This is a genomic window from Streptomyces africanus (genome assembly GCF_030816955.1).
Lineage (GTDB): Bacteria > Actinomycetota > Actinomycetes > Streptomycetales > Streptomycetaceae > Streptomyces > Streptomyces africanus.
In genome coordinates, this window is the sequence record NZ_JAUSYP010000001.1 from 481,871 (window position 1) to 502,206 (window position 20,336).

The window sequence follows — 20,336 nt, forward strand, 5'->3', positions numbered from 1 at the left end:
CGAGCGCCGTGAACCCACTGGTACCCCCGGGCGTGTACGCCCCGCAGGAAGACACCGAGCTGCTGGCCGGCGCCCTGTCCGACGAGCCGTTGCCGCCGGGCGCGGAGGTCCTGGACGTCGGCACCGGCAGCGGTGCCCTGGCCCTGGAGGCCGCGCGCCAGGGCTTCCGGGTGACCGCCGTGGACGTCTCGCGGAGGGCGGTGTGGGCCGCGCGGCTGAACGCCGCCCGGTCGGGGCTGCCGGTCCGTCTCCGGCGCGGGAACCTCTTCGATCCGGTGCGTGGCGAGTCGTTCGACCTGATCCTGGCCAATCCGCCGTACGTGCCGGCGCCGGGCGGCACGGGACGGCCGCGGGGCGCGGCCCGCGCGTGGGACGCGGGCGACGACGGACGGCTGATCGTGGACCGGATCTGCCGGGAGGCGCCTGACCTGCTGCGTCCGGGCGGGGTGCTGCTGGTGGTGCAGTCCGCGCTCAGCGGCCCGGATCTGACCGTCGGGTGTCTGCGCGCGTCCGGCCTGAAGGCCGCGGTGACGCGCCGGCGGCGGATCGCGTTCGGCCCGGTGCTGCGGGGCCGGGAACGCTGGCTGCGGGAGCGGGGGCTGCTGCCCGCCGCCGAGGACAAGGAAGAGCTGGTGGTCGTCCGTGCCGAACTCCCCGTCTGAGCGCTCCCCGTCTGACCGGTCCACGCCTGACCGGTCCACGTCTGACCGCTCGACGCCTGACCGGTCCACGGCGCCGCGCCGAGTCACCGTCCAGCGCAAGGGTCCGCTGCTGATGGAGGGGCCGGTGGAGGTGGAACTGGAGGACGGTTCCGTCGTCACCTCGGACCGCTTCCGCGTGGCCCTGTGCACCTGCCGCCGCAGCCGCCGCTATCCGTGGTGCGACACGAGCCACCGCGACCGGGTCTGAACCCGGTGCGCGGTGGCCGGTGAGCCCAGGGGCCGGCGGGTGGCCCCACTCCGCCCGCCGGCCCCCTTGTGCGAGATCGCAGGTCCCCGCGTCAGCGGCCCGGCTCCCCAGCCTCGAACCGCCGTACCTCACGGGAACAGCGCGATCCCGGTCTCTCAGAACGCGAAGACGCCGGAGCCGTAGGCGTTCTTCACGCACTCGTTGGAGAACGTGCGCTCGTACGAGACCCTCTGGCCCTGCCAGACACCGTCAACGGTGACGACCACCGGGTCGTACTGCTTGGTGCACATCACGCCGTCCCTCGCGGTCAGGGCGTAGATGTCGCCGCCGACGCCGCGCAGTTCCGCGCAGGCGGAGCCGGCGACCGGGTGCGTGCCGGAGGGCGTCGGTGCACAGGTCAGGGTGACCGCGCGTTCCGGGGTCGCGGCGGCCGCGCTCTCACCGTGACCCACCGTGAGAACGAGGGCCGACGGTGCGTAGAGCGCGGTGGGGGCCTGACCCGGAGTGGCGAGGGCGGCCCCGGTGAGGGGTCCGCAGACGGCGGTGGCCGTCAGTCCGAGGATCATGGCCCAGCGCGCGGTGTTCCGCATTGTGTGCATCCTTCCGCTCGATTACAGGGTGCGCCGGCCCGTGCTCGGTCGGTGCCCGGGACGGCGAACGCGAGTCTGCCGAGTCCGTCGCCGAAGCACACATCGACCCCACGGGTTTCAGTAACCTTGCGTGTTGAATCAGTGGCGTGAAGTTACGGAATCCGCCCGCGTGAAGCCCGTAACCACACGGTCACCGGCGACACGAAGCGGCCAGATGGCCGATTCCCGCGCGCTCGTTAATAGGCCTGAAACATTCCGATTCCGCTCTCAGCCGACTGTTTTCTTGTCCCTTGTGTTCATGCTCCGGCCGAGTAATCGTCATTACATGATTACGACAGAGCAGCGAGAGAAGCTGCGCGGCTGGTTCGCCGGCCGCCTTCCCGACGACCTCTTCGAGGAACTGACCGAGATCACGGTCGACCGCGAGGAGATCACGGTGATCGGCCGCATCCCCACACCCCGGCTGGCCGAGGACGCCCCGGCCGCCGAACGGGACGCGGCCCTGGAGAGCCGGGTGCAGGAGTTCCGGGAACGCACGCGTGAGGACCGGATGGCCGTGGCCCGGGAGGCCGAGCACCGGTTCCGCCGAAAGGTGTCCTGGGGTGTGGAGTGCGGCGGGCAGCGGGCACTGTTCACGCACGTGGCCGCACCCGTCATGACCCGGCTGCGCCAGCCGGAACGCCAGGTCCTCGACACCCTGATCGCCGGCGGCGTCGCCCGCAGCCGCAGTGACGCGCTGGCCTGGTGCGTGCGCCTGGTCCAGCGCCACACCGACGACTGGCTCGCGGAGTTGCGCGACTCCCTGGAACACGTACAGCGGGTACGCGCGCAGGGCCCGGACGCGGAGCCGGACCACACGCCGAACGCACCCGATGAGGAGTGACCCAAGAGTGGAGGATTCGTCCACTGACAACGCGGAAAACGGATGAACCGTCCTCTGGTGTAGATCACCTGTGCCGCCCTACGGTCGGCACAACCCCAGAGGACGGCTTCCGCGCGCCGCCGCACACCCCGGCGCCGGCGAGCGGCCGTCCGCCCCACCGCCGCGCCACCCCGCGCTCCACCGCCCCGTCCCCGCTGGAGCCCCCTTGTCCTCGCCGGCCGAACGTCCCCCGGGCGCCGACCTCCCCTCCCCCGCCGCGTCTGCCCCGTCCCTGACGGAGGTCGAGACCCACGGTGTCGACCGCATCCCCGACGCCGAGCGCACCGCCACCCCGCTGGACCTGTTCCGGCTCGCCTTCGGCGGCGCCAACACCTTCTCCACCTGCGTCCTCGGCGCCTTCCCGATCCTGTTCGGCCTCTCCTTCCGGCAGGGCCTCGCGGCGACGCTCCTCGGGGTCGTCGCGGGCGCGCTGATCCTGTGCCCGATGGCGGTGTTCGGCCCGGTCAACGGCACCAACAACGCCGTGTCGTCGTCCGCGCACCTGGGCGTGCACGGCCGTGTGATCGGCTCCTTCCTGTCCCTGCTGACGGCCGTGGCGTTCTTCTCCCTCTCGGTGTGGAGCTCCGGCGACGCCCTGGTCGGCGGCGCCCACCGGCTCGTCGGCCTCGGCCGGAGCGGCCTGTCCTACGCCGTCGCGTACGCGCTGTTCGCGGTGCTGGTCCTCTGGGTGTGCGTCTACGGCTTCCGGTTCATGCTGTTCGTCAACAAGATCGCGGTGACCTCGGCGAGCGCGCTGTTCCTGCTCGGCATCGTGGCGTTCGCGGGGGACTTCGACCCCTCGTACGCGGGCGTCTTCACCGACGCGGCGGACGCGGCGACGACGGCCCTGTTCTGGCCGTCGTTCATCGGGGCGGCGCTGATCGTGCTGTCGAACCCGGTGTCGTTCGGTGCGTTCCTCGGCGACTGGTCGCGCTACATCCCGGCGAGCACCTCGCGCCGGAAGGTGATGGGAGCCGCGTTCCTGTCCCAGCTCGCGACGCTGCTGCCGTTCCTGTTCGGCCTGACGACGGCGAGCATCATCGCGGACAAGGCGCCGCAGTACGTCGATCCGGCGGCCCCCGACTTCGTGGGCGGCCTGCTCGCGATCTCGCCGGGCTGGTTCTTCCTGCCGGTCTGCCTGCTCGCGCTGATCGGCGGCATGGCGACGGGCACGACGGCGCTGTACGGGACCGGGCTCGACTTCTCGTCGGTGTTCCCGAGGCTGTCCCGGGTCCAGGCGACGCTGCTGGTCGGCGCGTTGTCGATCGGGTTCGTCTTCGCGGGCCGGTTCGGGCTCGACCTCGTGCGGTCCATCTCCACCTTCGCCACGGTGATCATCACCTGCACCACGCCGTGGATGGTCGTGATGATGCTGGGCTACTGGACCCGGCGCGGCTGGTACGACCCGGAGGCGCTCCAGGTCTTCAACCGCCGTCAGCGCGGCGGCCGTTACTGGTTCGCGCACGGCTGGAACTGGCGGGGCATGACCGCCTGGTGGGTGGCGGCGCTGATCGGCGTGCTCTTCACCAACATGCCCGGGCAGTTCGTCGGGCCGCTCGGCGACCTCGCGAACGGCGTCGACATCGGACTGCCCGTGTCGCTGGTCGTGGCGGCGGTGCTGTTCCTGACGCTGCTGTGGCTGTTCCCCGAACCCCGCGAGGTCTACGGGCCCGAGGGCGCGCGGCTGGCCAGGACCGTCGAGGTGCCGGTGCCGCCGATCACCGGGCCCGGCGCCGAGGGGGCGTTGTCAGACCCTTCGGCTAAGTTGCCGGCATGACCGACTTCGTACTGGTGGCGGGGGCGTGGCTCGGGGCGTGGGCGTGGGACGAGGTGGCCGCGGAGCTGCGCGGCGCCGGGCATGACGTCCATCCGCTGACGCTGTCGGGGCTCGCCGAGAAGCAGGGCGTACCGGCCGGGCTGGAGACGCACGTGCGGGACATCGTCGGCGAGGTGGAACGCCTCGGCCTGCGCGACGTCGTCCTCGTGGGGCACAGCTACGCGGGCGTACCGGTGGGGCAGGCCGCCGAGCGCATCGGGGACCGGTTGCGCCGCGTGGTGTTCGTCGACGCGAACGTGCCGGTGGACGGGGAGTCGTTCCTGTCGGGCTGGCCGAGCGACCACGTACGGCAGTCGATCGCCGAACACGACGGGTTCTGGCCGCCGCTCGGCGCGCCGGACTACGCGGGGCAGGGACTGACGGACGAGCAGATCGCCCGCATCGTCGGTTCGACTCCGCATCCGGGCGCCACGCTCACCGAACCGGCCGTGCTCACCCGCCCCTTGGCCGATCTCCCGGCGACGTATGTGAAGTGCCTCCTCGACGGAGACGAGCCGATGCCGGCGGTGGCCGAGCTGCTCAAGAGCGACAGCTGGGAGCTGGTGGAGCTGGACACCGGCCACTGGCCGATGTTCTCGCAGCCGCAGGCACTCGCCCGCCTCCTGGACGCAGCGGGGGCCCGCCCCTGATCCGCCGTCGCGCATACCGCTCGGTATCGTCTGCCGTGGAGCACGGTCTCGACGAGGAGACGACGAGAGGCGGCTGCGTACGGTGGGCAAGCACTGGGCGGACTTCCAGTACGAGATCTATCTGAACGGGATGACGGGTGCCGTACCGCGGCTGCCCACCGATCTGACCCGGCTGGAGGAGCTGACCGAGCAGCGGCTCGGGCCCGGCCCGGTCGGCTACGTGGCGGGCAGCGCGGGCAACGGCAGCACGGCCCGCGCCAACCGGGCGGCTCTGGAGCGTCGTCGGATCGTGCCGCGCATGCTGCGGGACGTGCACGAACGGGACCTGTCGGTCGAGGTGCTGGGCCGTGCCCTGCCGGCCCCGCTGGCGCTGGCCCCGGTCGGCGTGCTGTCGATCATGCACCCGGACGCCGAGTCCGCCGCGGCCCGGGCCGCCGCCGCGCAGGGCGTGCCGTTCGTCCTGTCGTCGGCGTCGAGCACGCCCATGGAGCAGGTCGCCGAGGCGATGGGCGACGCCGAGCGGTGGTTCCAGCTGTACTGGCCCAGGGACCCGGAGGTCGCCCGCAGTTTCCTGAACCGAGCCAAGGCGGCCGGGTTCAGCGTCCTCGTGGTCACCCTGGACACGCCGCTGCTGGCGTGGCGGCCGCGCGATCTCGACCAGGCGTATCTGCCGTTCCTGCACGGCGTCGGCACGGCCAACTACTTCTCGGACCCGGCCTTCCAGGCGGGTCTGGCCAAGCCGGTGCAGGAGGATCCGAACGCGGCCGTGATGCACTTCGTCGGGATGTTCGCCGACCCGGCGAAGACCTGGCCTGACCTGGCCTTCCTGCGGGAGAACTGGGACGGCCCGATCGTCCTCAAGGGCGTGCTCCACCCGGACGACGCCCGGCAGGCCGAGGCGGCGGGCATGGACGGCGTCGTCGTCTCCAACCACGGAGGGCGCCAGGTGGCCGGGTCCGTCGCGGCGGCCGACGCGCTGCCCCACGTCGCGGAGGCCGTCGGGGACCGGCTCACCGTCCTCTTCGACAGCGGCGTCCGCACGGGCGACGACATCTTCAAGGCACTCGCCCTCGGCGCCCGCGCCGTCCTGGTCGGCCGCCCCTACGTCTACGGTCTGGGCCTCGACGGCCGATCGGGCGTCGAACACGTCGTCCGCTGCCTGCTGGCCGAACTCGACCTGACCCTCGCCCTGTCGGGCCATGCCACGCCGGGCACGATCGGTCCGGCCGACCTCATCGAGGACCCGGCCTGACCAGCGGGGCTGCGCGACGCGTGCGCCGCGCAGCCCCGCTCGGGCGCCTGGGCCCGTGGTCACGCCGTGCGGCCGTGGGGCACGGTCACCTGCCGGGCCGTCGGCCCCTCCTGCTCCTCGATCGACAGGGAGCCCGCCGTCGTCGGCACGGGCTCGGCCTGCCAGCGCTGTTCGTCGGAGCGGTCGCGGACCTTGACGACGATGTCTGCACCGGCGTCGTCGTTGGTGACGGCGAGGGCTAGCTGCTCGTCCCAGCGGGGCAGCAACTGCCCTTGCACGGTCAGGTCGTAGCGCACGTCGTCGGCCCGCTCGGCGTCCTCCTCGGCGCAGGTGCCGAGGACGACGACGCCGGCGTCCTTGTGCGAGTCCAGGCACAGGCCGGGATCGGCCACGCTGCGCAGCAGTCCGTCGTTCTCGTACGTCCACTGCTGGGTCCATGCCGCCGAGCACTCCGCCAGCTCGGTCCCCGAGCCCTCCTTCGGCAGGTCTTGGACGTCGAGGCACAGGTCGGCGCCGGCGTTGCGCAGCCGTGTCACGCCCGGTGCCGTGGGCAGCCCGGCCGTGTCGGGCGGGGTCACGGACCCGGCGCCGTTGCCGCCGGCGGCGCTGTTGGAGCCGGCCGGGTCGGCCTGGCCGCCGTCGTAGGACGACGCGCTGATGATGAGCACGGTCGCGAGCACCCCGGCCGACACCGCGCCGACGCCCGAGAGCAGCGCCCGCGAGGAGCGCAGCGCGTCCGGGATGCGCACGCCCTGAACGCGGCGGACCCGCACGGGGATCCGGGACAGCAGGCGGTGGCGTCCGCCCCCGGGCCGCCCGTCGCCGCGCCGGCCCGCGCGTCCGCCCCGCGTGCCGTGCGAGGACCGGCCCGGGCGCGATTCGAGGTAGCGGCGGGCACCCCAGCCGAGGACCGCTTCGGCGATCAGCGGGCCCAGCCCGCCCTCGAAATGGCTCAGTTGTTCGGCCGCGTTGCGGCAGTAGCGGCACTCCGCCAGATGGTCCTGGACATCGGGCAGCAGTGCGCCGCCCCGGCGGATCGGCACGTCGAGGAGGCGGTTGTAGAAGCGGCAATCCTGGGTCGGCGCGAGTTCACGATGAGCATGTACACAACCCTCGCGGAATGTGTCACGCGCTTGTTCGAGTGCGGCCGACGCGAGGTTCGTATCCATGCCCAGCAGACCGGCCGGGACGCTTAAAGGATCGGCCTCGACCTCGACGTGCCAGAGCAAACAGCGCGCGACTGCGGGAAGTGCCTGAAATGCCCGCTCCGCGAGGACGCGATTTTCGGGCGTCATGGCCGTCGCCGCGCGCAGCCCGCGTCCTCCGGCCGGTTTCTGCAGTGCCGGCAGTACGGCGGATATTCGATCGTCGCCGGACCACTCCCGGACCGTGTCCCGCACGGTCGCCAGAAGCGCCGGGCGCAGCGCGACGGCCGACTCGCCGAAGGCGAGGCGGTTGAGGGTCCGGTGGAAGGCGGTGCCGGTGACCATCTCGGCGACCTGCGCCGACGAGGCGAGACAGATGACCGCGTACTCGTACACCGGCTGCCAGTGCCGCGCCATCAGCAGCGCGACGGAATGGGCGGCGACCCCGCCCTCCGGGCTGCCTCTCAGGGGGGCGGCGAGAGATTCATCGGATTCCCCGGGATCCCCGCCGGGCGGGGGATACGGGGGACGAGGGGGGTGGGGGGTGGGCACTGAGATGGTTCCTTCCCACGCGCAATGTGGCACACAGAAGTCCTGCCGCCGAAAAAGGAGCCCGGTTGGTGCGTACCTTTTTGACGGGCGCGGGAGGTGCGAATTCACCAGCGGCGAATCGGACCCGGTCTGCAAATCGCGTGCGACACTCGGCCATTCCCCCCGCACGTGTGTTTCACTCTTGCACAACCCCCACAGGACCAACAAGGCGCCGGTGCAACATCAAGCCCATTGACAGAAAGTCAAAACGGGAACAAACATACTCTGCTCGCACCGGTTTTCGACATTTCAGATCTGCCAGGACCGCAGCCGGTCCGCCGCGCCGTAGACATCGGTCGTGCCGGACATCAGGTCGCGGGCGAGGTCGACGAGGGCACCGTAGGGCGGGTCGATGCCGACGCCGCTGACGAACATGTACGCCACGGCCGTCGCACATGCGAAGCGGGCGTTGGCCGACGGGAGCGGCCGCAGCAGGGTGATGGTGTGCAGCAGCGCGGCGGCCCGCCAGGCCGGGTCGGAGTTCACGCCGAGGCGGGGCGGGTCGACACGGTGCCGGGCGACCGCGGCCACCAACGCGGAGAAGTCGTTGATGGTGGGCTGGTCCGGCAGGACCTCTTCGTGGCGCTGGAGCAGCCAGGGCACGTCGATATGGAGGACGGGTGCCATCGGTCAGGCAGCCCGCCCCTCGCCCTTGGCGGGCGGTTCGTCGTCCGGGAAGGCGGCGGCGAACTCGTCGGCGTGGGTCGCGAAGAACCTGCGGAAGGCCTCCGCGCCCTCCTGGAGCGCCCGGTGGCGGGCTATGTCGGCGGCGGCCGCCTCCCGTACGAGCGCCTTCATGGACGTACCGCGCTCCTTGGCGATCTGCCGCAGGTCCTCAAGCTCGCGGTCGCTGAACTCCACGTTGAGAGCTGGCATGCCTTCACGGTACCGCTGGAGGTACTGACTCGTAAATACTCCCAGGTCAGACGGCTAGGTGCACGGTACCTAAGGCGATGCGCCCCTGGTCATCCGCTGAGATCTGCGTCACATCGCACCGCGCGATGTCACATTCCGGGACCCCGCGCGGCTCGCAGGAGTGAGCGCGTCTCTGGGAGGACCACGCATGACCGAGATCCCCGTACCCGGCACCACCGCCCCGCTCGACGAGGCGACCGGGGTGTTCGTCGACCACCGCGAGCTGCTGTTCGGCGTCGTCTACAACATGCTGGGCAGCGTCGCCGACACCGAGGACGTCCTGCAGGAGACATGGCTGTCCTGGACGGCCCGCGGCGGGGGCGCTCCCCTGGCCGGCGTCGACAACCCCCGGGCCTATCTCGTCCGGGTGGCGGTCAACCACGCGCTGCGGCGCCGTGCCGTGATCAGCCGCAGGCAGGAGACGTACGTGGGCTCGTGGCTGCCCGAGCCCCTGGTCACCGACGAGGGCGCCGACACCGCCGACGGCCCGGCCCTGCGCTCCGAGTCGGTGTCACTGGCGATGCTGGTGGTCCTGGAGTCGCTCACCCCGCTGGAGCGGGCCGTGTTCGTCCTGGGCGAGGTGTTCGGCTACCCGCACGCCGAGATCGCCGGGATCATCGACCGCTCCCCCGCCGCCGTACGGCAGTTGGCGCACCGGGCCCGGGAGCATGTGAACGCGCGGCGGCCCCGGTACGAGGCGCATCCGCGGGTGCGGCGGGAGGCGACCGAGCGGTTCGTGCGGGCGGCGCTCGGCGGGGACATCGCCGAGCTGATGGAGGTCCTTGCGCCGGACGTCACGGCGTGGACGGACGCCGGCGGCAAGCGCAGGCCGGCGAGTCTGCGCCCGGTGCACGGCCGGGACAAGGTGGCCCGCCTGCTCACCTCCGGGCGGGGCGGCCCGAGCAACCCCGTGTTCCGCTACCGGCGCGTCAACGGCGACGACGCTGCGGTGCTGTTCGACGGCGACGCGCCGTACGCCGTCCTGGTCCTGGACCTCACCCCGGAGGGCGACCGGGTGTGCGGGATCTACGTCGTCGCCAACCCGGACAAGCTCACCCACCTGCCCAGGGAGGCGGCATGAGCGCAGCCGGGCGGCCCGGGAGGGGCGAGCGCCTCGCCGACTGGTTCGACGGCCGGCTCGGCATCCACACGCTCGGCCGGAAGTACCTGCGCAAGGTGTTCCCCGACCACTGGTCCTTCCTGCTCGGCGAGATCTGCCTGTACAGCTTCGTCGTGCTGGTCCTCACCGGCGTGTACCTGACGCTGTTCTTCCATCCGTCGATGAACGAGGTGACCTACCAGGGGAGTTACGCGCCGCTGAACGGCGTGCGCATGTCCGAGGCGTACGCGTCCACGCTGGACATCAGCTTCGACGTGCGCGGCGGGCTGCTGATCCGGCAGCTGCACCACTGGGCGGCGCTGGTCTTCGTCGCCGGGATGCTGACGCACATGATGCGGCACTTCTTCACGGGGTCGTTCCGCAAGCCGCGTGAGGTCAACTGGCTGTTCGGCTGGCTGTTGCTCTTCCTCGGCCTGTTCGAGGGCCTGTTCGGCTACTCGCTGCCGGACGATCTGCTGTCGGGCACGGGCCTGAGGTTCGTGCACGGGGCGCTGCTGTCGGTGCCGATCGTGGGCACGTACCTGGCGATGTTCCTGTTCGGCGGCGAGTTCCCCGGCGACGACATCGTGGCCCGCTTCTACTCACTGCACGTCCTGCTGATCCCCGGGGTGATGGCGGCGCTGATCGTCGTCCATGTGCTGCTGGTCGTCTATCACAAGCACACCCAGTTCGCGGGCCCCGGGCGCACCGAACGCAATGTCGTGGGCGCGCCCTTCATGCCGGTGTACCTCGCGAAGGCGGGCGGCTTCTTCTTCCTGGTGTTCGGAGTGCTCGCGCTGATGGCGGCGGTGGCGACGATCAACCCGGTGTGGTCGTACGGGCCCTACCGCGCCGACCAGGTGTCCACAGGCGCCCAGCCCGACTGGTACCTCGGCTTCGCCGAGGGGCTGGTGCGGATCATGCCCGGCTGGGAGATCACGCTGTGGGGCCACACGCTGGTGCTGGGCGTGTTCATCCCGATCGTGGTGTTCCCGCTGCTGCTGCTCTTCATCGGCGTCTACCCGTTCCTGGAGGCCAGGTTCACCGGCGACCGGCACGAGCACCATCTGCTGGACCGGCCGCGCAACCGGCCGGTCCGCACGGGGATCGGGGCCGCCTGGATCAGCCTCTACCTGGTGCTGCTGGCGGGCGGCGGCAACGACATCGTGGCGACCCGCCTCCACCTGTCGATCAACACGGTGACGTGGGCTGTGCGGATCGCGATGTTCGCCGTCCCGGCGGCCGTCTTCGTCGTCACCCGGCGGATCTGTCTGGGGCTGCAGCTGCGCGACCGGGAGCTGGTGCTGCACGGCAGGGAGACCGGCGTGATCAAGCGGCTGCCGCACGGCGCGTACGTCGAGGTGCACGAGCCGCTCGACCAGGCACGGCTGCACACCCTGACCGCCCACGAGCGCCCGGGGGAACTCGTGCTCAGGAATGGGCCCGGCAGAACTCCCGGACAGTCCGGTTGAACGGCTCGGGGGCCTCGATGCTGCTGAGGTGCCCGGTGCCGGGCAGCACGACCAGGGTGGCCTGCGGGATCGCCTCCAGGAGGGGACGGGCCACGAGGTCCACCGGCGAGCGTGCGTCGAGCTCGCCCCACAGCAGCAGGGTCGGCACCGTGATCCCGGGCAGCAGGTCGCGCTGGTCGGCCGCGGCCATGACGGTGAGCTCCGTCCGCATGCTCCCGGGCCGCGTGTCGGCGGACATCACGGACAGCAGGCGGACGGCTTCGGCCGGTGGCCGCCCGGCGAACAGGCCGGGCATGGTCGGGGCGAACTCCTCGGCCGGGACCGCGAGCATCCGCTCCGCCCCCTCGACCCGCGACCGCACCTCCGCCGGGGGCAGCGAGCCCTTCCAGCCCGCGTAGGTGTCCACGAGGAGCAGCGTCCGGACGAGCTCGGCGTGGTGCCGGTAGAGCTCCAGCACCACGGTCCCGCCCCACGACAGGCCGAGGACATGCGCCGGACCGAGGTCCACGTCCTCGATGACGGCCGCAAGGCAGCGGGCGTAGTCCGCCAGGGCGAAGGAGGACGGTACGTCGGAGGAGCGGCCGGCCCCGGGCTCGTCCCAGGCGACGACGGTGAACTCGTCGGCCAGGTCCGCGATCTGCGGACGAAACAGGCGGGCGTCGGTCGTGGCACCATGCGCGAGCACCAGGGGCGGGCCCTGGCCCACCCGGTCGTAGGCGACCTCGATGCCGTCTACCCGCACCGCGTGCATGACACCAGGCTACGCGCGGGTGCCGGAGGCGTCCTGTCGGCGGACTCCCCCGGCACCGGCGCGCCCGGGCTGCCTCCTACCCTTGGTCCGCCGCGAAGGCGGCCATGCGGGTCAGGGCGGCGTTCCAGTTGATCGTGTGCTCGTTGGTCGACCAGGACTGGATGTCGTCGATGTAGCAGAACTGGCCGACGCAGCCCTGGAGTTTGCTCTGTGCGTAGGGGTCCTGGATGCCCGAGTTCGGCCCGCCGGCGAGGGTGCCCTTCGGCGGGTTCGGCAGGTTCGGGTCGAGCTGGCGGGCGTACCAGCGGCTGTGCTGGTTGTGGGCGCTGACCTCGCCGTAGCCGGTGACGTAGGAGATGTTCAGCGCGTTGCGGCCCAGGATGTAGTCCATGCTCTGCAGCGCGCCGTCGCGGTACTTCGGGGCGCCGGTGATGTCGTACGCCGTGGCGAGGACGACGGCGTTGTTGAGGACCTGATGGCTGGAGCCCCAGTCGTACTGGTTGCCGTCCGGGGCGTACGGCATGCCGTAGGGCTGGGCCTTCAGCGTGGCCAGGTAGCGGTCGGCGGCCTTGACGACGGACTGGCGGACCTTGTCCCGGCCGGGCAGCCGGTTCGGCACCGTGGCGAGGTCGAGCCGTCCGGCCGCGCCCGTGCGGGCCCAGTCGAAGCCGATGGGGCCGAAGATGTCGGCCGTGTGGACCGGCGAATTCAGGACGTACTCCTGGAACCGCTTCTCACCCGTGGTGAGGTACAGCTCGGCGGCCGCCCAGTAGAAGTCGTCGGTGACGTCGGTGTCGGCGTAGGCTCCGCCGCCGACGCCGTCGCTGTCGGAGGCGTAGCGGTCGGGGTGGGCGAGCGCCGCCGACCAGGCCTTGCGGGCGGCATCCAGCGCCCGGGCGGCGAACGCCTTGTCATAGGGCCGGTAGAGACGGGCCGCCTGCGCGGCCGTGGCGGCGAGGTTCAGGGTGGCCGCGGTGGACGGCGGGTGCAGTTCGCGCTTCTGCGGGTCGTCGCTGGGCAGCAGCGGCAGTCCGGTCCACTGCTCGTCGTGCATCTTGTGGTGGGCCATGCCGGCCAGCGGCCTGCCGTCGGGCACCTGCATCCTGAGCAGGAACTCCAGCTCCCAGCGGGCCTCGTCGAGGATGTCGGGGACCTTGTTGCCGCTCTCGGGGATGGCGAGCGTCCCGTCGCCGAGCCCCCGGGGGTCGCCGGTGCGGGCGTGCAGCGCGCGTTCGTGGGTGCTCAGCACCTCCCAGGTGGAGATGCCGCCGTTGACGACGTACTTGCCGTGGTCGCCGGCGTCGTACCAGCCGCCGCTGACGTCCAGGCTGTAGTCGCAGACGCCGGGCTGGCACGGGACGTCGGTGTCGCCCTTGTTGGGGGCCACGCCCACGTGGCCGGCCGGGCGGCCGTAGCCGGGCCGCAGGTCGTCGCGTATCGCGATGCCGCTGCGCTGGGTGTAGTAGTACTTCGCCGAGTCCAGCCGGAGCCGCTCATAGGCGCTCGCGTCGATGTCGAAGGGGCGGCTGGTCTCGCCGTCGGCGACGAGCGTGAGGCCCGTGCCCTTCTTGCGGAACGCACCGAAGTCGATCGAGTGGACGTTCTGCCCGGAGGAGGCGTCGACACCACGCGGCACGGTCGTGCCCCGGGCGACCACCGTCCCACGGGAGTTCTTCAGCTCCCAGGGCAGCTTCGCCGTGGCGTCGGTGACCAGGGTGGCGTTCTTCGGCCCGGCGGGCAGATAGGCGACCTGGTTGACGCGGACCCGGGGCCCGGTGTCGGGCTCGTACGGCTCCGGCGTCACCCCGCCGAGCAGGGAGACGTCGTCCATGCAGAAGCGCCAGGGATCCGCGCTGCCGCCGAGCTGGAAGCCGACCTGGCCCTGGGTGGTGTCGGCCGGTGCGGTGAAGGTGTAGGAGTAGGTGTCGCCGGAGACGCTGAGCTGCGGCGTCACCTCGTGGTAGGTGTCGTACGGCGACACCGACAGGCCCACGATCGCCCGCACGACGTGCCCGGCGGGCGTGCCGGTCGCGCTGAAGGAGAAGCGGTACGACTCCCCCTTCACGAGGGTGATGTCGTTCTGCCCGACGGCGGCGTCCCAGCGGTTGGTGGTGCCGCCGGGGACGTCGGCGCAGAGCCGGCCGTCGGACACGCTCGCGGTCACGTTGCTGGTGGCCCACCACGGGTCCATGGTCGTGTCGAAGGTGCCGTTCCTGACCTGCTCGACCTCCTCGGCCCCGGCCGGTGCGGAGGGCAGCGCGGTGAGCGCGGTCGCCAGCAGGGCCGTCAGGGACAACAGGGCGGTTCTGCGTCGTTTCACGTCCGGGCTCCTCTGGAGAGGTGCGGGTGACGCTCGTCGTGGGAGCGCTCCCAGATGTGGATGCACGCCATGGTTGTGGCTGATGTGACGCCCCGTCAACGGTCCGGACGGGACTGGCTGTTCGCCGCCCGTCCGGACCGCCGCGGTTGAGCTTCAGGCGGCCGGGGTCTCCAGCCGGCTGATGCGGAGGGCGCCCCGGGCCTCGTCGGGGTGGCGGCTCGTCATCGTGAGCCGGATCCGGGAGCCCCGGACGGCCTTGAAGGTGATCACGGTCGGGGCGTCGGAGGCGGTGGCCCAGTCGACCGCCGTGTCCTCCACGGCCCGCCACGTCCGGCCGTCCCAGACCGCCACCTCGATCGCCGCGGGCAGGCTGTGCGTGGCGTCCACGGTGAAGGAGACGTCCACCCGGTCGTAGCCGCGGGTACGACCGTGGTCGACCGTGACCCAGTCCTCGGTGCGGGCGCCGTCGAAGGCGGGCAGCAGGGCCGTGGCCTGCTTGAAGAAGCCGTTGGACCAGCCGGTGGCCGGGTCGCCGTCGAGCATGGCGGCGGGCAGGGTGTCCGGGCGGCCGGAGTAACTGGCGTCCGCGTGCGGGTGGTCGACGGGCGCGGGGTGCTCCGGCCGGAAGGCGGCCGGGGTGGTCCCGGCCCGGTCCGCCGCCCGGGTGGCGCGCACGGTCGCGGTGCCGGTGCGCAGGCCGTCTGCGCGGGCCGTCACCTTCACCGTGCCCGTCTTCGTGCCGGAGCGGACGATGGCGAGGGCCTTGCCGTGGAAGGCGGTGCGGGTGCTCGCCTGGTAGCGCTCGGCGCTCTCCTGGCGGCCGTTGTCGAGCCCGGCGAGGGAGCCGCCCGCCACCTCGAAGGAGAGGAGGTGCTCCGCGTCGGGCACCACCACACCGCGCCGGTCGACCACCTCGGCGGTCACGAAGACCAGTGAACGCCCGTCGGCGGCGAGGGAGTCGCGGTCCGGCGTCAGGCGTATCGCGTGCGGGGCGCCGGCGGTGCACAGCACGTCGGTGGCGACCGCCTTGCCGTCCCGCCGTGCGACCGCCTTCAGCTCGCCCGGCGCATAGGGCACCTTCCAGGTCAGGTGGAGCTTGCCGGCGCTGCCGTTCGGGCTGGTGTAACTGCCGGGATAGGGGCCGTCGGTGAAGGTCTTGTCGTCGCCGGTCGCCTCGGTCGTCTCCAGGTACGTGCGGCCGTCGACGGTCTTCTTGGTGTCGAACCGCCGTACGCCCAGGGACTTTCCGTTGAGGAACAGCTCGACGGTGTCGACGTTCGCGTACGCCCAGACCTCGACCGTGTCGCCCTCGGCGTGGTTCCAGGTCATCGGCAGCAGATGGACCATCGGCTCGCTGGTCCACTGGCTCCGGAACAGGTAGTACATGTCCTTGGGGAAGCCCGCGGTGTCGACGGCGCCGAAGAAGGACGCCTTGACCGGGAAGACGTCGTAGGGCGTGGGCTCGCCGATGTAGTCGATGCCCGACCAAAGGAACTGCCCGGCGAACCACTTGCGGTCCCGGTCCTTCTTGTGGCCGTACTCGCCGCTCATGGTCCAGGAGGCGAGATTGTTGTCGTAGCAGGAGGTCGCGCGCCTGCCCGGCGTGTAGTTCTCGCCGGTGTTGAGGTGCTCGGGCTCCTGGTACTCGCCCCGCGTCGAGGTCTCCGACGAGGACTCGGACTCGAAGAGGAACAGGTGCGGGTAGGCCGCGTGCAGCTGGTCCACCGACTTCGCGGTGTTGTAGTTGAGGCCGAGGCCGTCGAGCTTGGCCAGCATCAGGTCGGCCGCGGAGCCCTTGGCGGGGAGGCGGCGGTACTTGTCGGAGCCGATGACCAGCGGGCGGGTGTCGTCCGCGGCCCTGATCGCGGCGATGATCCGGTCGGCCATGGCGAGGCCGGCGGTGGAGGTGGAGTCGGGGACCTCGTTGCCGATGGACCACATCAGGACGGCGGGCGAGTTGCGGGCCGCCCGCACCATCTCGGTGGCGTCCTTCTCGCACCACTCGTCGAAGAACCGGCCGTAGTCGTACCGGTTCTTTCCGGTGCGCCAGCAGTCGAACGCCTCCACCAGCATGATGATCCCCAGCTCCTCGCAGACCTGGATCACCTCGGGCGCGGGCGGGTTGTGGGAGGTGCGCAGGGCGTTGACGCCCATGGACCGCATGATCTCCATCTGACGGCGGACGGCGTCGAGGCTGACCGCGGCGCCGAGCGCGCCCAGGTCGTGGTGGAGGTCGACGCCCTTGATCTTGTGGTGGGTGCCGTTGAGGAAGAAGCCCTCGTCCGGGTCGAAGCGGAAGGTGCGGATGCCGAAGACCGTGCGGTAGATGTCGGTGGTCCGGCCGCCGACGCGCAGCTCGGTGTGCAGGGTGTAGCGGTGCGGGGCCGCGATGTCCCAGAGCTGGGGGCGCCGGACGGTGAGTTCGTGGGTCTCGGTCCGCTCTTCGGTGACGGCGACCGTGGAGGAGGTGCGGGCGACCGTCCGGCCCTTCGGGTCGACGATCCGGGAGACGACCTCGACGTCGGCGCCCGCGCCCGACGCGTTGACGACCGATGTCTCGATCCGGACGACGGCCCGTTCGGCGGAGATCTCGGGTGTGGTGACGCGGGTGCCCCAGCGGGCCACGTGCACCGGCTCGGTGATCACCAGGCGGGCCTCGCGGTAGATGCCGCTGCCCGAGTACCAGCGGCTGCTGGGGAGCCGGTTCTGGACCTTGACCGCGAGCACGTTCTTCGTGGTGCCGTCGGTGTGCACCAGGTCGGTCAGGTCGAAGGCGAAGCCGGTGTAGCCGTAGGGGTGGCGGCCGGCCTCCTTGCCGTTGCAGTGGACGGAGGAGTCCATGTAGACGCCGTCGAACTCCACCGAGATCCGCTTGCCGGCGAGCGCGGGCGGCAGCGTGAAGGCGAGGCGGTACCAGCCGAGGCCGCCGGGGAGGAAGCCGGTGCCACTGGTGGTGCCGTGGTCGGTGGTGGGGGTCTGTTCGATGCTCCAGTCGTGCGGGACCGCCACCTCACGCCACTCCGAGTCGTCGTAGCCGGGCTGGGCCGCGTCGGCGTAGGCGCCGGTCGGGTCGGTGATCCCGCCCGGGTTGACCAGCGCGAAGCGCCAGCCGTCGCGCAGCGCGACGGTGCGGCGGCCGGACGCGCCACGCGCCGCGTCGGCGGCCCACGCCTCCGGGGCGCCCAGCAGTGTTCCGGCCGCGGGCGCGGCGGCGGAGGCGAGCAGGACCGATCTGCGCGTGACCGACATGGTGGCTCTCCCTCATTAGGGCCCAGAAATACTCACAACTGATCGCGAACAAACAGATTCTGTCGAGGTGTCACACCGGGCCGTCAAGGGTGCGGCAGCGTCGTTCTGCCCCAGGCGTCACATCGGCCGGAATCGCGCCTTGACCGTGCACGGCCGGGCGGCGCAGGGGTTACCGGGCCACGTCGGGCGCCCACCGTCTAGTCTGGAACTCAAGCGACCTCCCTGATCACTGTGAGTGTCCGTATGGAGTGGCGACGATGAGCCCGGACGAGCCGTTCGACGATGGCGTGGCCGCCCGTGTCGTCATCGCCGCCGACGGCACGCTCACCGAGTGGAGCGAGGGCGCCCACCGTCTGCTGGGCCACACGGCCGCCGAGGTCCTGGGCCGCCCGGCGACCGAGCTGCTGGCCGACGGAGCGGCCCCGCCGCCCGTGCCGGCCGACTCCCGCTGGAACGGGACGCTCACGCTGCGTCACCGCGACGGGCACGATGTCTCCGCGTGGGTGCTCGCCCACCGCAGACCGCCGGACGGCCCGGAAGCGACCGAGTGGCTCGCCGTCTCGCCTCCTCAGGCCCCCGGCCGGGAGCTGCCGGACGACCCGCTGGTGCGGGCCGCCCTGACGCAGTCGCCCTGCGCCACGATGATCTTCGACGAGCGGCTGCGGCTGCGCGGCGTCAACGACGCCATGGCGGACCTCCTCGGGCTGCCCGCCGAGCGGCTGCGGGGCCTGCGGCCCACCGACATCGGCAGCCGGCCGCAGAACGCGGAGCTGGAGGAGAATCTGCGCCGCGTGCTGAACACCGGCCGGCGGCAGGACATGCAGACGTACATGAAGGCCAGCGGCGAGAGCCGGAGTGCGCACGCCTGGCTGGCCCGGCTCGCACCGCTCACCGACGAGGCGGGCCGGGTGCGGGGCGTGTGCGTGACGGCCCACGACTTCAGCGACCAGTACCGGTCACGGGAGCGGCTCCAGCTGGTCAACGAGGCGAGCGTACGCATCGGCACCACCCTCGACGTCACCCGTACGGCCCAGGAGCTGGCGGACGTGTGCGTCCCGGCGCTCGCCGACTTCGTCAGCGTCGACCTGCTCGACGTACGCGAGCACGGCGGCGAGTCCGCCGGGCAACCGACCCCGCCGGCCCCACCGGTGAGCCTGCGCCGGGCCGCCCACCAGTCGGTCAACTCGGGCAGCCCCGAGGCCGTGGCCAAGCCCGGGCAGGTGGACGTCTATCCGGAGAACTCCCCGCAGGCCGCCTCGCTCATCGCGGGGCGTACGGTCGTGGCGTCCGGAGCGGACAACGGCGACCTCGAGAAGTGGCTGGCCTGGGACCCGGTCCGGTTCCGGCGGATACACGAGTACGGCATCCACTCCACGATGTCCGTGCCGCTCCAGGCCAGGGGCTCGACCCTCGGGGTCGCGGTCTTCACCCGCTTCCGGCGCCCCGAGCCCTTCACCGACGACGACGTGCTGCTTGCCGAGGAGGTCACGGCCCGCGCCGCCGTCTGCATCGACAACGCCCGCCGCTACTCCCGCGAGCGCGAGACGACGCTCACGCTGCAACGCAGCCTGCTGCCCCGCACTCTGCCGCGCACGGCCGCCGTGGAGGCGGCCTCCCGCTATCTGCCCGCCACCCGCTCCGGCGTGGGCGGCGACTGGTTCGACGTGATCCCGCTGTCCGGGATGCGCGTCGCGATGGTCGTCGGCGACGTCGTCGGGCACGGCATCCAGGCCTCGGCCACCATGGGCCGGCTGCGCACCGCCGTCCGCACCCTCGCCGACATCGACCTGGCTCCCGACGAGCTGCTCACCCACCTCGACGACCTGGTCGTCCGGCTGTCCCAGGAGTCCGGCGTCGACGCCGGCACCGGCGAGGTGGGCGCGACCTGCCTGTACGCGGTGTACGACCCCGTGTCACGGCGCTGCACCCTGGCCCGGGCCGGGCACCCGCAACCCCTGCTCGTGCCGCCGGACGGCCCGGCCCGGCAGCTCGATCTGCCCTCCGGTCCCCCGCTCGGTGTCGGGGGACTGCCGTTCGAGAGCGCCGAGGTGGAACTGCGGGAGGGCAGCGTCCTGGCGTTCCACACGGACGGGCTGGTCGCGAGCCGCGAGCGGGACGTCGACGCGAGCCACCGGATGCTCCGCGAGGCGCTGTCGGCCCCCTCCCATTCCCTGGACGAGATCTGCGACCGCGTGCTGCACGCGTTGCTCCCGCCGAGCGGCTCCGCCGACGACGTGGCCCTGCTGCTGGCCCGCACCCGCGGCCTGCCGTCCTCCCAGGTGGCGACCTGGGACATCCCCGCCGACCCGGCGCTGGTGGCCCCCATCCGCAAGCAGGTCGTCGACCAGCTCGACCGCTGGGGGCTGACCGAGGCCACGTTCACCGGAGAACTGGTGGTGAGCGAGCTGGTCACCAACGCCATCCGCTACGGCGCCCAGCCCATCCGGCTGCGACTGATCCACGACGCGTCCACGCTGATCTGCGAAGTGTCCGACAGCAACCACACGGCGCCCCACCTGCGCCGCGCCAAGACCTGGGACGAGGGGGGCCGCGGTCTGCTCCTGGTCGCCCAGCTCACCCAGCGCTGGGGCAGCAGGCACACCGCCGAGGGCAAGACGATCTGGGCGGAGCTGGCCCTGCTCGACGAGCTGTGAG

At 71.8% G+C, this 20,336-nt stretch carries 16 protein-coding genes; 9 read left to right on the forward strand and 7 right to left on the reverse strand.

All coding sequences use genetic code 11. From position 1 onward, the window contains the following. Window positions 1-8: 8 nt before the first annotated feature. Window positions 9-662, forward strand: coding sequence for a HemK2/MTQ2 family protein methyltransferase (locus QF034_RS02500; protein WP_307173327.1), 654 nt, complete (start codon window positions 9-11; stop codon window positions 660-662). Between the two features lie 106 nt (window positions 663-768). Further along, the gene (locus tag QF034_RS02505; RefSeq protein ID WP_086561427.1) at window positions 769-909 is read left to right on the forward strand and encodes a CDGSH iron-sulfur domain-containing protein; all 141 of its coding nucleotides are present in this window, start codon (window positions 769-771) and stop codon (window positions 907-909) included. A 155-nt stretch (window positions 910-1,064) separates the two neighbouring features. Here the strand turns inward: QF034_RS02505 and QF034_RS02510 are convergent, their stop codons facing one another. Next, window positions 1,065-1,499 carry a protease inhibitor gene (locus QF034_RS02510; RefSeq protein WP_307173328.1) on the reverse strand — a complete coding sequence of 145 codons (435 nt, stop codon included), beginning with the start codon at window positions 1,497-1,499 and terminating at the stop codon, window positions 1,065-1,067. 325 nt (window positions 1,500-1,824) lie between these two features. Here QF034_RS02510 and abmR point away from each other — a divergent pair, with 325 nt between their 5' ends. The 4 genes from abmR to QF034_RS02530 all read left to right on the forward strand — a co-directional run bounded on the left by abmR (window position 1,825) and on the right by QF034_RS02530 (window position 6,139). Next, window positions 1,825-2,382: an ATP-binding transcription factor AbmR gene (gene abmR / locus QF034_RS02515; RefSeq protein WP_307173329.1), complete on the forward strand. Its 558-nt coding sequence runs from the start codon at window positions 1,825-1,827 to the stop codon at window positions 2,380-2,382. Window positions 2,383-2,587: 205 nt separating this feature from the next. Continuing rightward, window positions 2,588-4,198 carry a purine-cytosine permease family protein gene (locus QF034_RS02520; protein ID WP_307173330.1) on the forward strand — a complete coding sequence of 537 codons (1,611 nt, stop codon included), beginning with the start codon at window positions 2,588-2,590 and terminating at the stop codon, window positions 4,196-4,198. Further along, on the forward strand, window positions 4,195-4,887 hold the full coding sequence (locus QF034_RS02525; protein ID WP_307173331.1) for an alpha/beta fold hydrolase: 693 nt from the start codon (window positions 4,195-4,197) through the stop codon (window positions 4,885-4,887). The genes QF034_RS02520 and QF034_RS02525 overlap by 4 nt, the downstream gene beginning before the upstream one ends. Window positions 4,888-4,969: 82 nt before the next feature. Continuing rightward, on the forward strand, window positions 4,970-6,139 hold the full coding sequence (locus QF034_RS02530) for a lactate 2-monooxygenase (protein WP_307173332.1): 1,170 nt from the start codon (window positions 4,970-4,972) through the stop codon (window positions 6,137-6,139). 59 nt (window positions 6,140-6,198) lie between these two features. Here QF034_RS02530 and QF034_RS02535 read toward each other — a convergent pair whose 3' ends face one another. From QF034_RS02535 to QF034_RS02545, 3 genes are all read right to left on the reverse strand, one after another. Next, a complete protein-coding gene (locus QF034_RS02535) occupies window positions 6,199-7,836 on the reverse strand; it encodes an RICIN domain-containing protein (RefSeq protein ID WP_307173333.1) in 1,638 nt (545 codons plus the stop codon). 288 nt (window positions 7,837-8,124) lie between these two features. After that, window positions 8,125-8,502: a hypothetical protein gene (locus QF034_RS02540; protein WP_029181218.1), complete on the reverse strand. Its 378-nt coding sequence runs from the start codon at window positions 8,500-8,502 to the stop codon at window positions 8,125-8,127. Window positions 8,503-8,505: 3 nt separating this feature from the next. After that, window positions 8,506-8,751 (reverse strand): hypothetical protein, encoded by a 246-nt coding sequence (locus QF034_RS02545; RefSeq protein WP_030845137.1) that lies wholly within the window; start codon window positions 8,749-8,751, stop codon window positions 8,506-8,508. A 187-nt stretch (window positions 8,752-8,938) separates the two neighbouring features. Between QF034_RS02545 and QF034_RS02550 the strand changes: the two genes are divergently transcribed. Then, the gene (locus QF034_RS02550; protein ID WP_307173334.1) at window positions 8,939-9,871 is read left to right on the forward strand and encodes a sigma-70 family RNA polymerase sigma factor; all 933 of its coding nucleotides are present in this window, start codon (window positions 8,939-8,941) and stop codon (window positions 9,869-9,871) included. Further along, complete coding sequence (gene qcrB, locus QF034_RS02555) at window positions 9,868-11,361, forward strand: cytochrome bc1 complex cytochrome b subunit (RefSeq protein WP_307173335.1); 1,494 nt, start codon at window positions 9,868-9,870, stop codon at window positions 11,359-11,361. The genes QF034_RS02550 and qcrB overlap by 4 nt, the downstream gene beginning before the upstream one ends. Here the strand turns inward: qcrB and QF034_RS02560 are convergent. From QF034_RS02560 to QF034_RS02570, 3 genes are all read right to left on the reverse strand, one after another. Further along, entirely contained in the window at window positions 11,321-12,112 is a 792-nt protein-coding gene (locus tag QF034_RS02560; protein WP_307173336.1) for an alpha/beta fold hydrolase, read from the reverse strand. The genes qcrB and QF034_RS02560 overlap by 41 nt on opposite strands. Window positions 12,113-12,188: 76 nt before the next feature. Beyond that, on the reverse strand, window positions 12,189-14,432 hold the full coding sequence (locus QF034_RS02565) for a glycoside hydrolase family 9 protein (protein WP_307173337.1): 2,244 nt from the start codon (window positions 14,430-14,432) through the stop codon (window positions 12,189-12,191). Between the two features lie 153 nt (window positions 14,433-14,585). After that, window positions 14,586-17,681: a glycoside hydrolase family 2 TIM barrel-domain containing protein gene (locus tag QF034_RS02570; protein WP_307173338.1), complete on the reverse strand. Its 3,096-nt coding sequence runs from the start codon at window positions 17,679-17,681 to the stop codon at window positions 14,586-14,588. Window positions 17,682-17,938: 257 nt separating this feature from the next. Here QF034_RS02570 and QF034_RS02575 point away from each other — a divergent pair, with 257 nt between their 5' ends. Then, entirely contained in the window at window positions 17,939-20,335 is a 2,397-nt protein-coding gene (locus QF034_RS02575; protein WP_307173339.1) for a SpoIIE family protein phosphatase, read from the forward strand. Window position 20,336: the final 1 nt, after the last annotated feature.

Bases quoted from the DNA above. Each gene is read 5' to 3' on its own strand.
- QF034_RS02560 (WP_307173336.1), bottom strand. From the start codon at position 12,112: ATGCACGCGGTGCGGGTAGACGGCATCGAGGTCGCCTACGACCGGGTG.
- QF034_RS02545 (WP_030845137.1), bottom strand. From the start codon at position 8,751: ATGCCAGCTCTCAACGTGGAGTTCAGCGACCGCGAGCTTGAGGACCTG.
- QF034_RS02510 (WP_307173328.1), bottom strand. From the start codon at position 1,499: ATGCGGAACACCGCGCGCTGGGCCATGATCCTCGGACTGACGGCCACC.
- qcrB (WP_307173335.1), top strand. From the start codon at position 9,868: ATGAGCGCAGCCGGGCGGCCCGGGAGGGGCGAGCGCCTCGCCGACTGG.
- QF034_RS02525 (WP_307173331.1), top strand. From the start codon at position 4,195: ATGACCGACTTCGTACTGGTGGCGGGGGCGTGGCTCGGGGCGTGGGCG.
- QF034_RS02575 (WP_307173339.1), top strand. From the start codon at position 17,939: ATGAGCCCGGACGAGCCGTTCGACGATGGCGTGGCCGCCCGTGTCGTC.
- QF034_RS02550 (WP_307173334.1), top strand. From the start codon at position 8,939: ATGACCGAGATCCCCGTACCCGGCACCACCGCCCCGCTCGACGAGGCG.
- abmR (WP_307173329.1), top strand. From the start codon at position 1,825: ATGATTACGACAGAGCAGCGAGAGAAGCTGCGCGGCTGGTTCGCCGGC.
- QF034_RS02570 (WP_307173338.1), bottom strand. From the start codon at position 17,681: ATGTCGGTCACGCGCAGATCGGTCCTGCTCGCCTCCGCCGCCGCGCCC.
- QF034_RS02540 (WP_029181218.1), bottom strand. From the start codon at position 8,502: ATGGCACCCGTCCTCCATATCGACGTGCCCTGGCTGCTCCAGCGCCAC.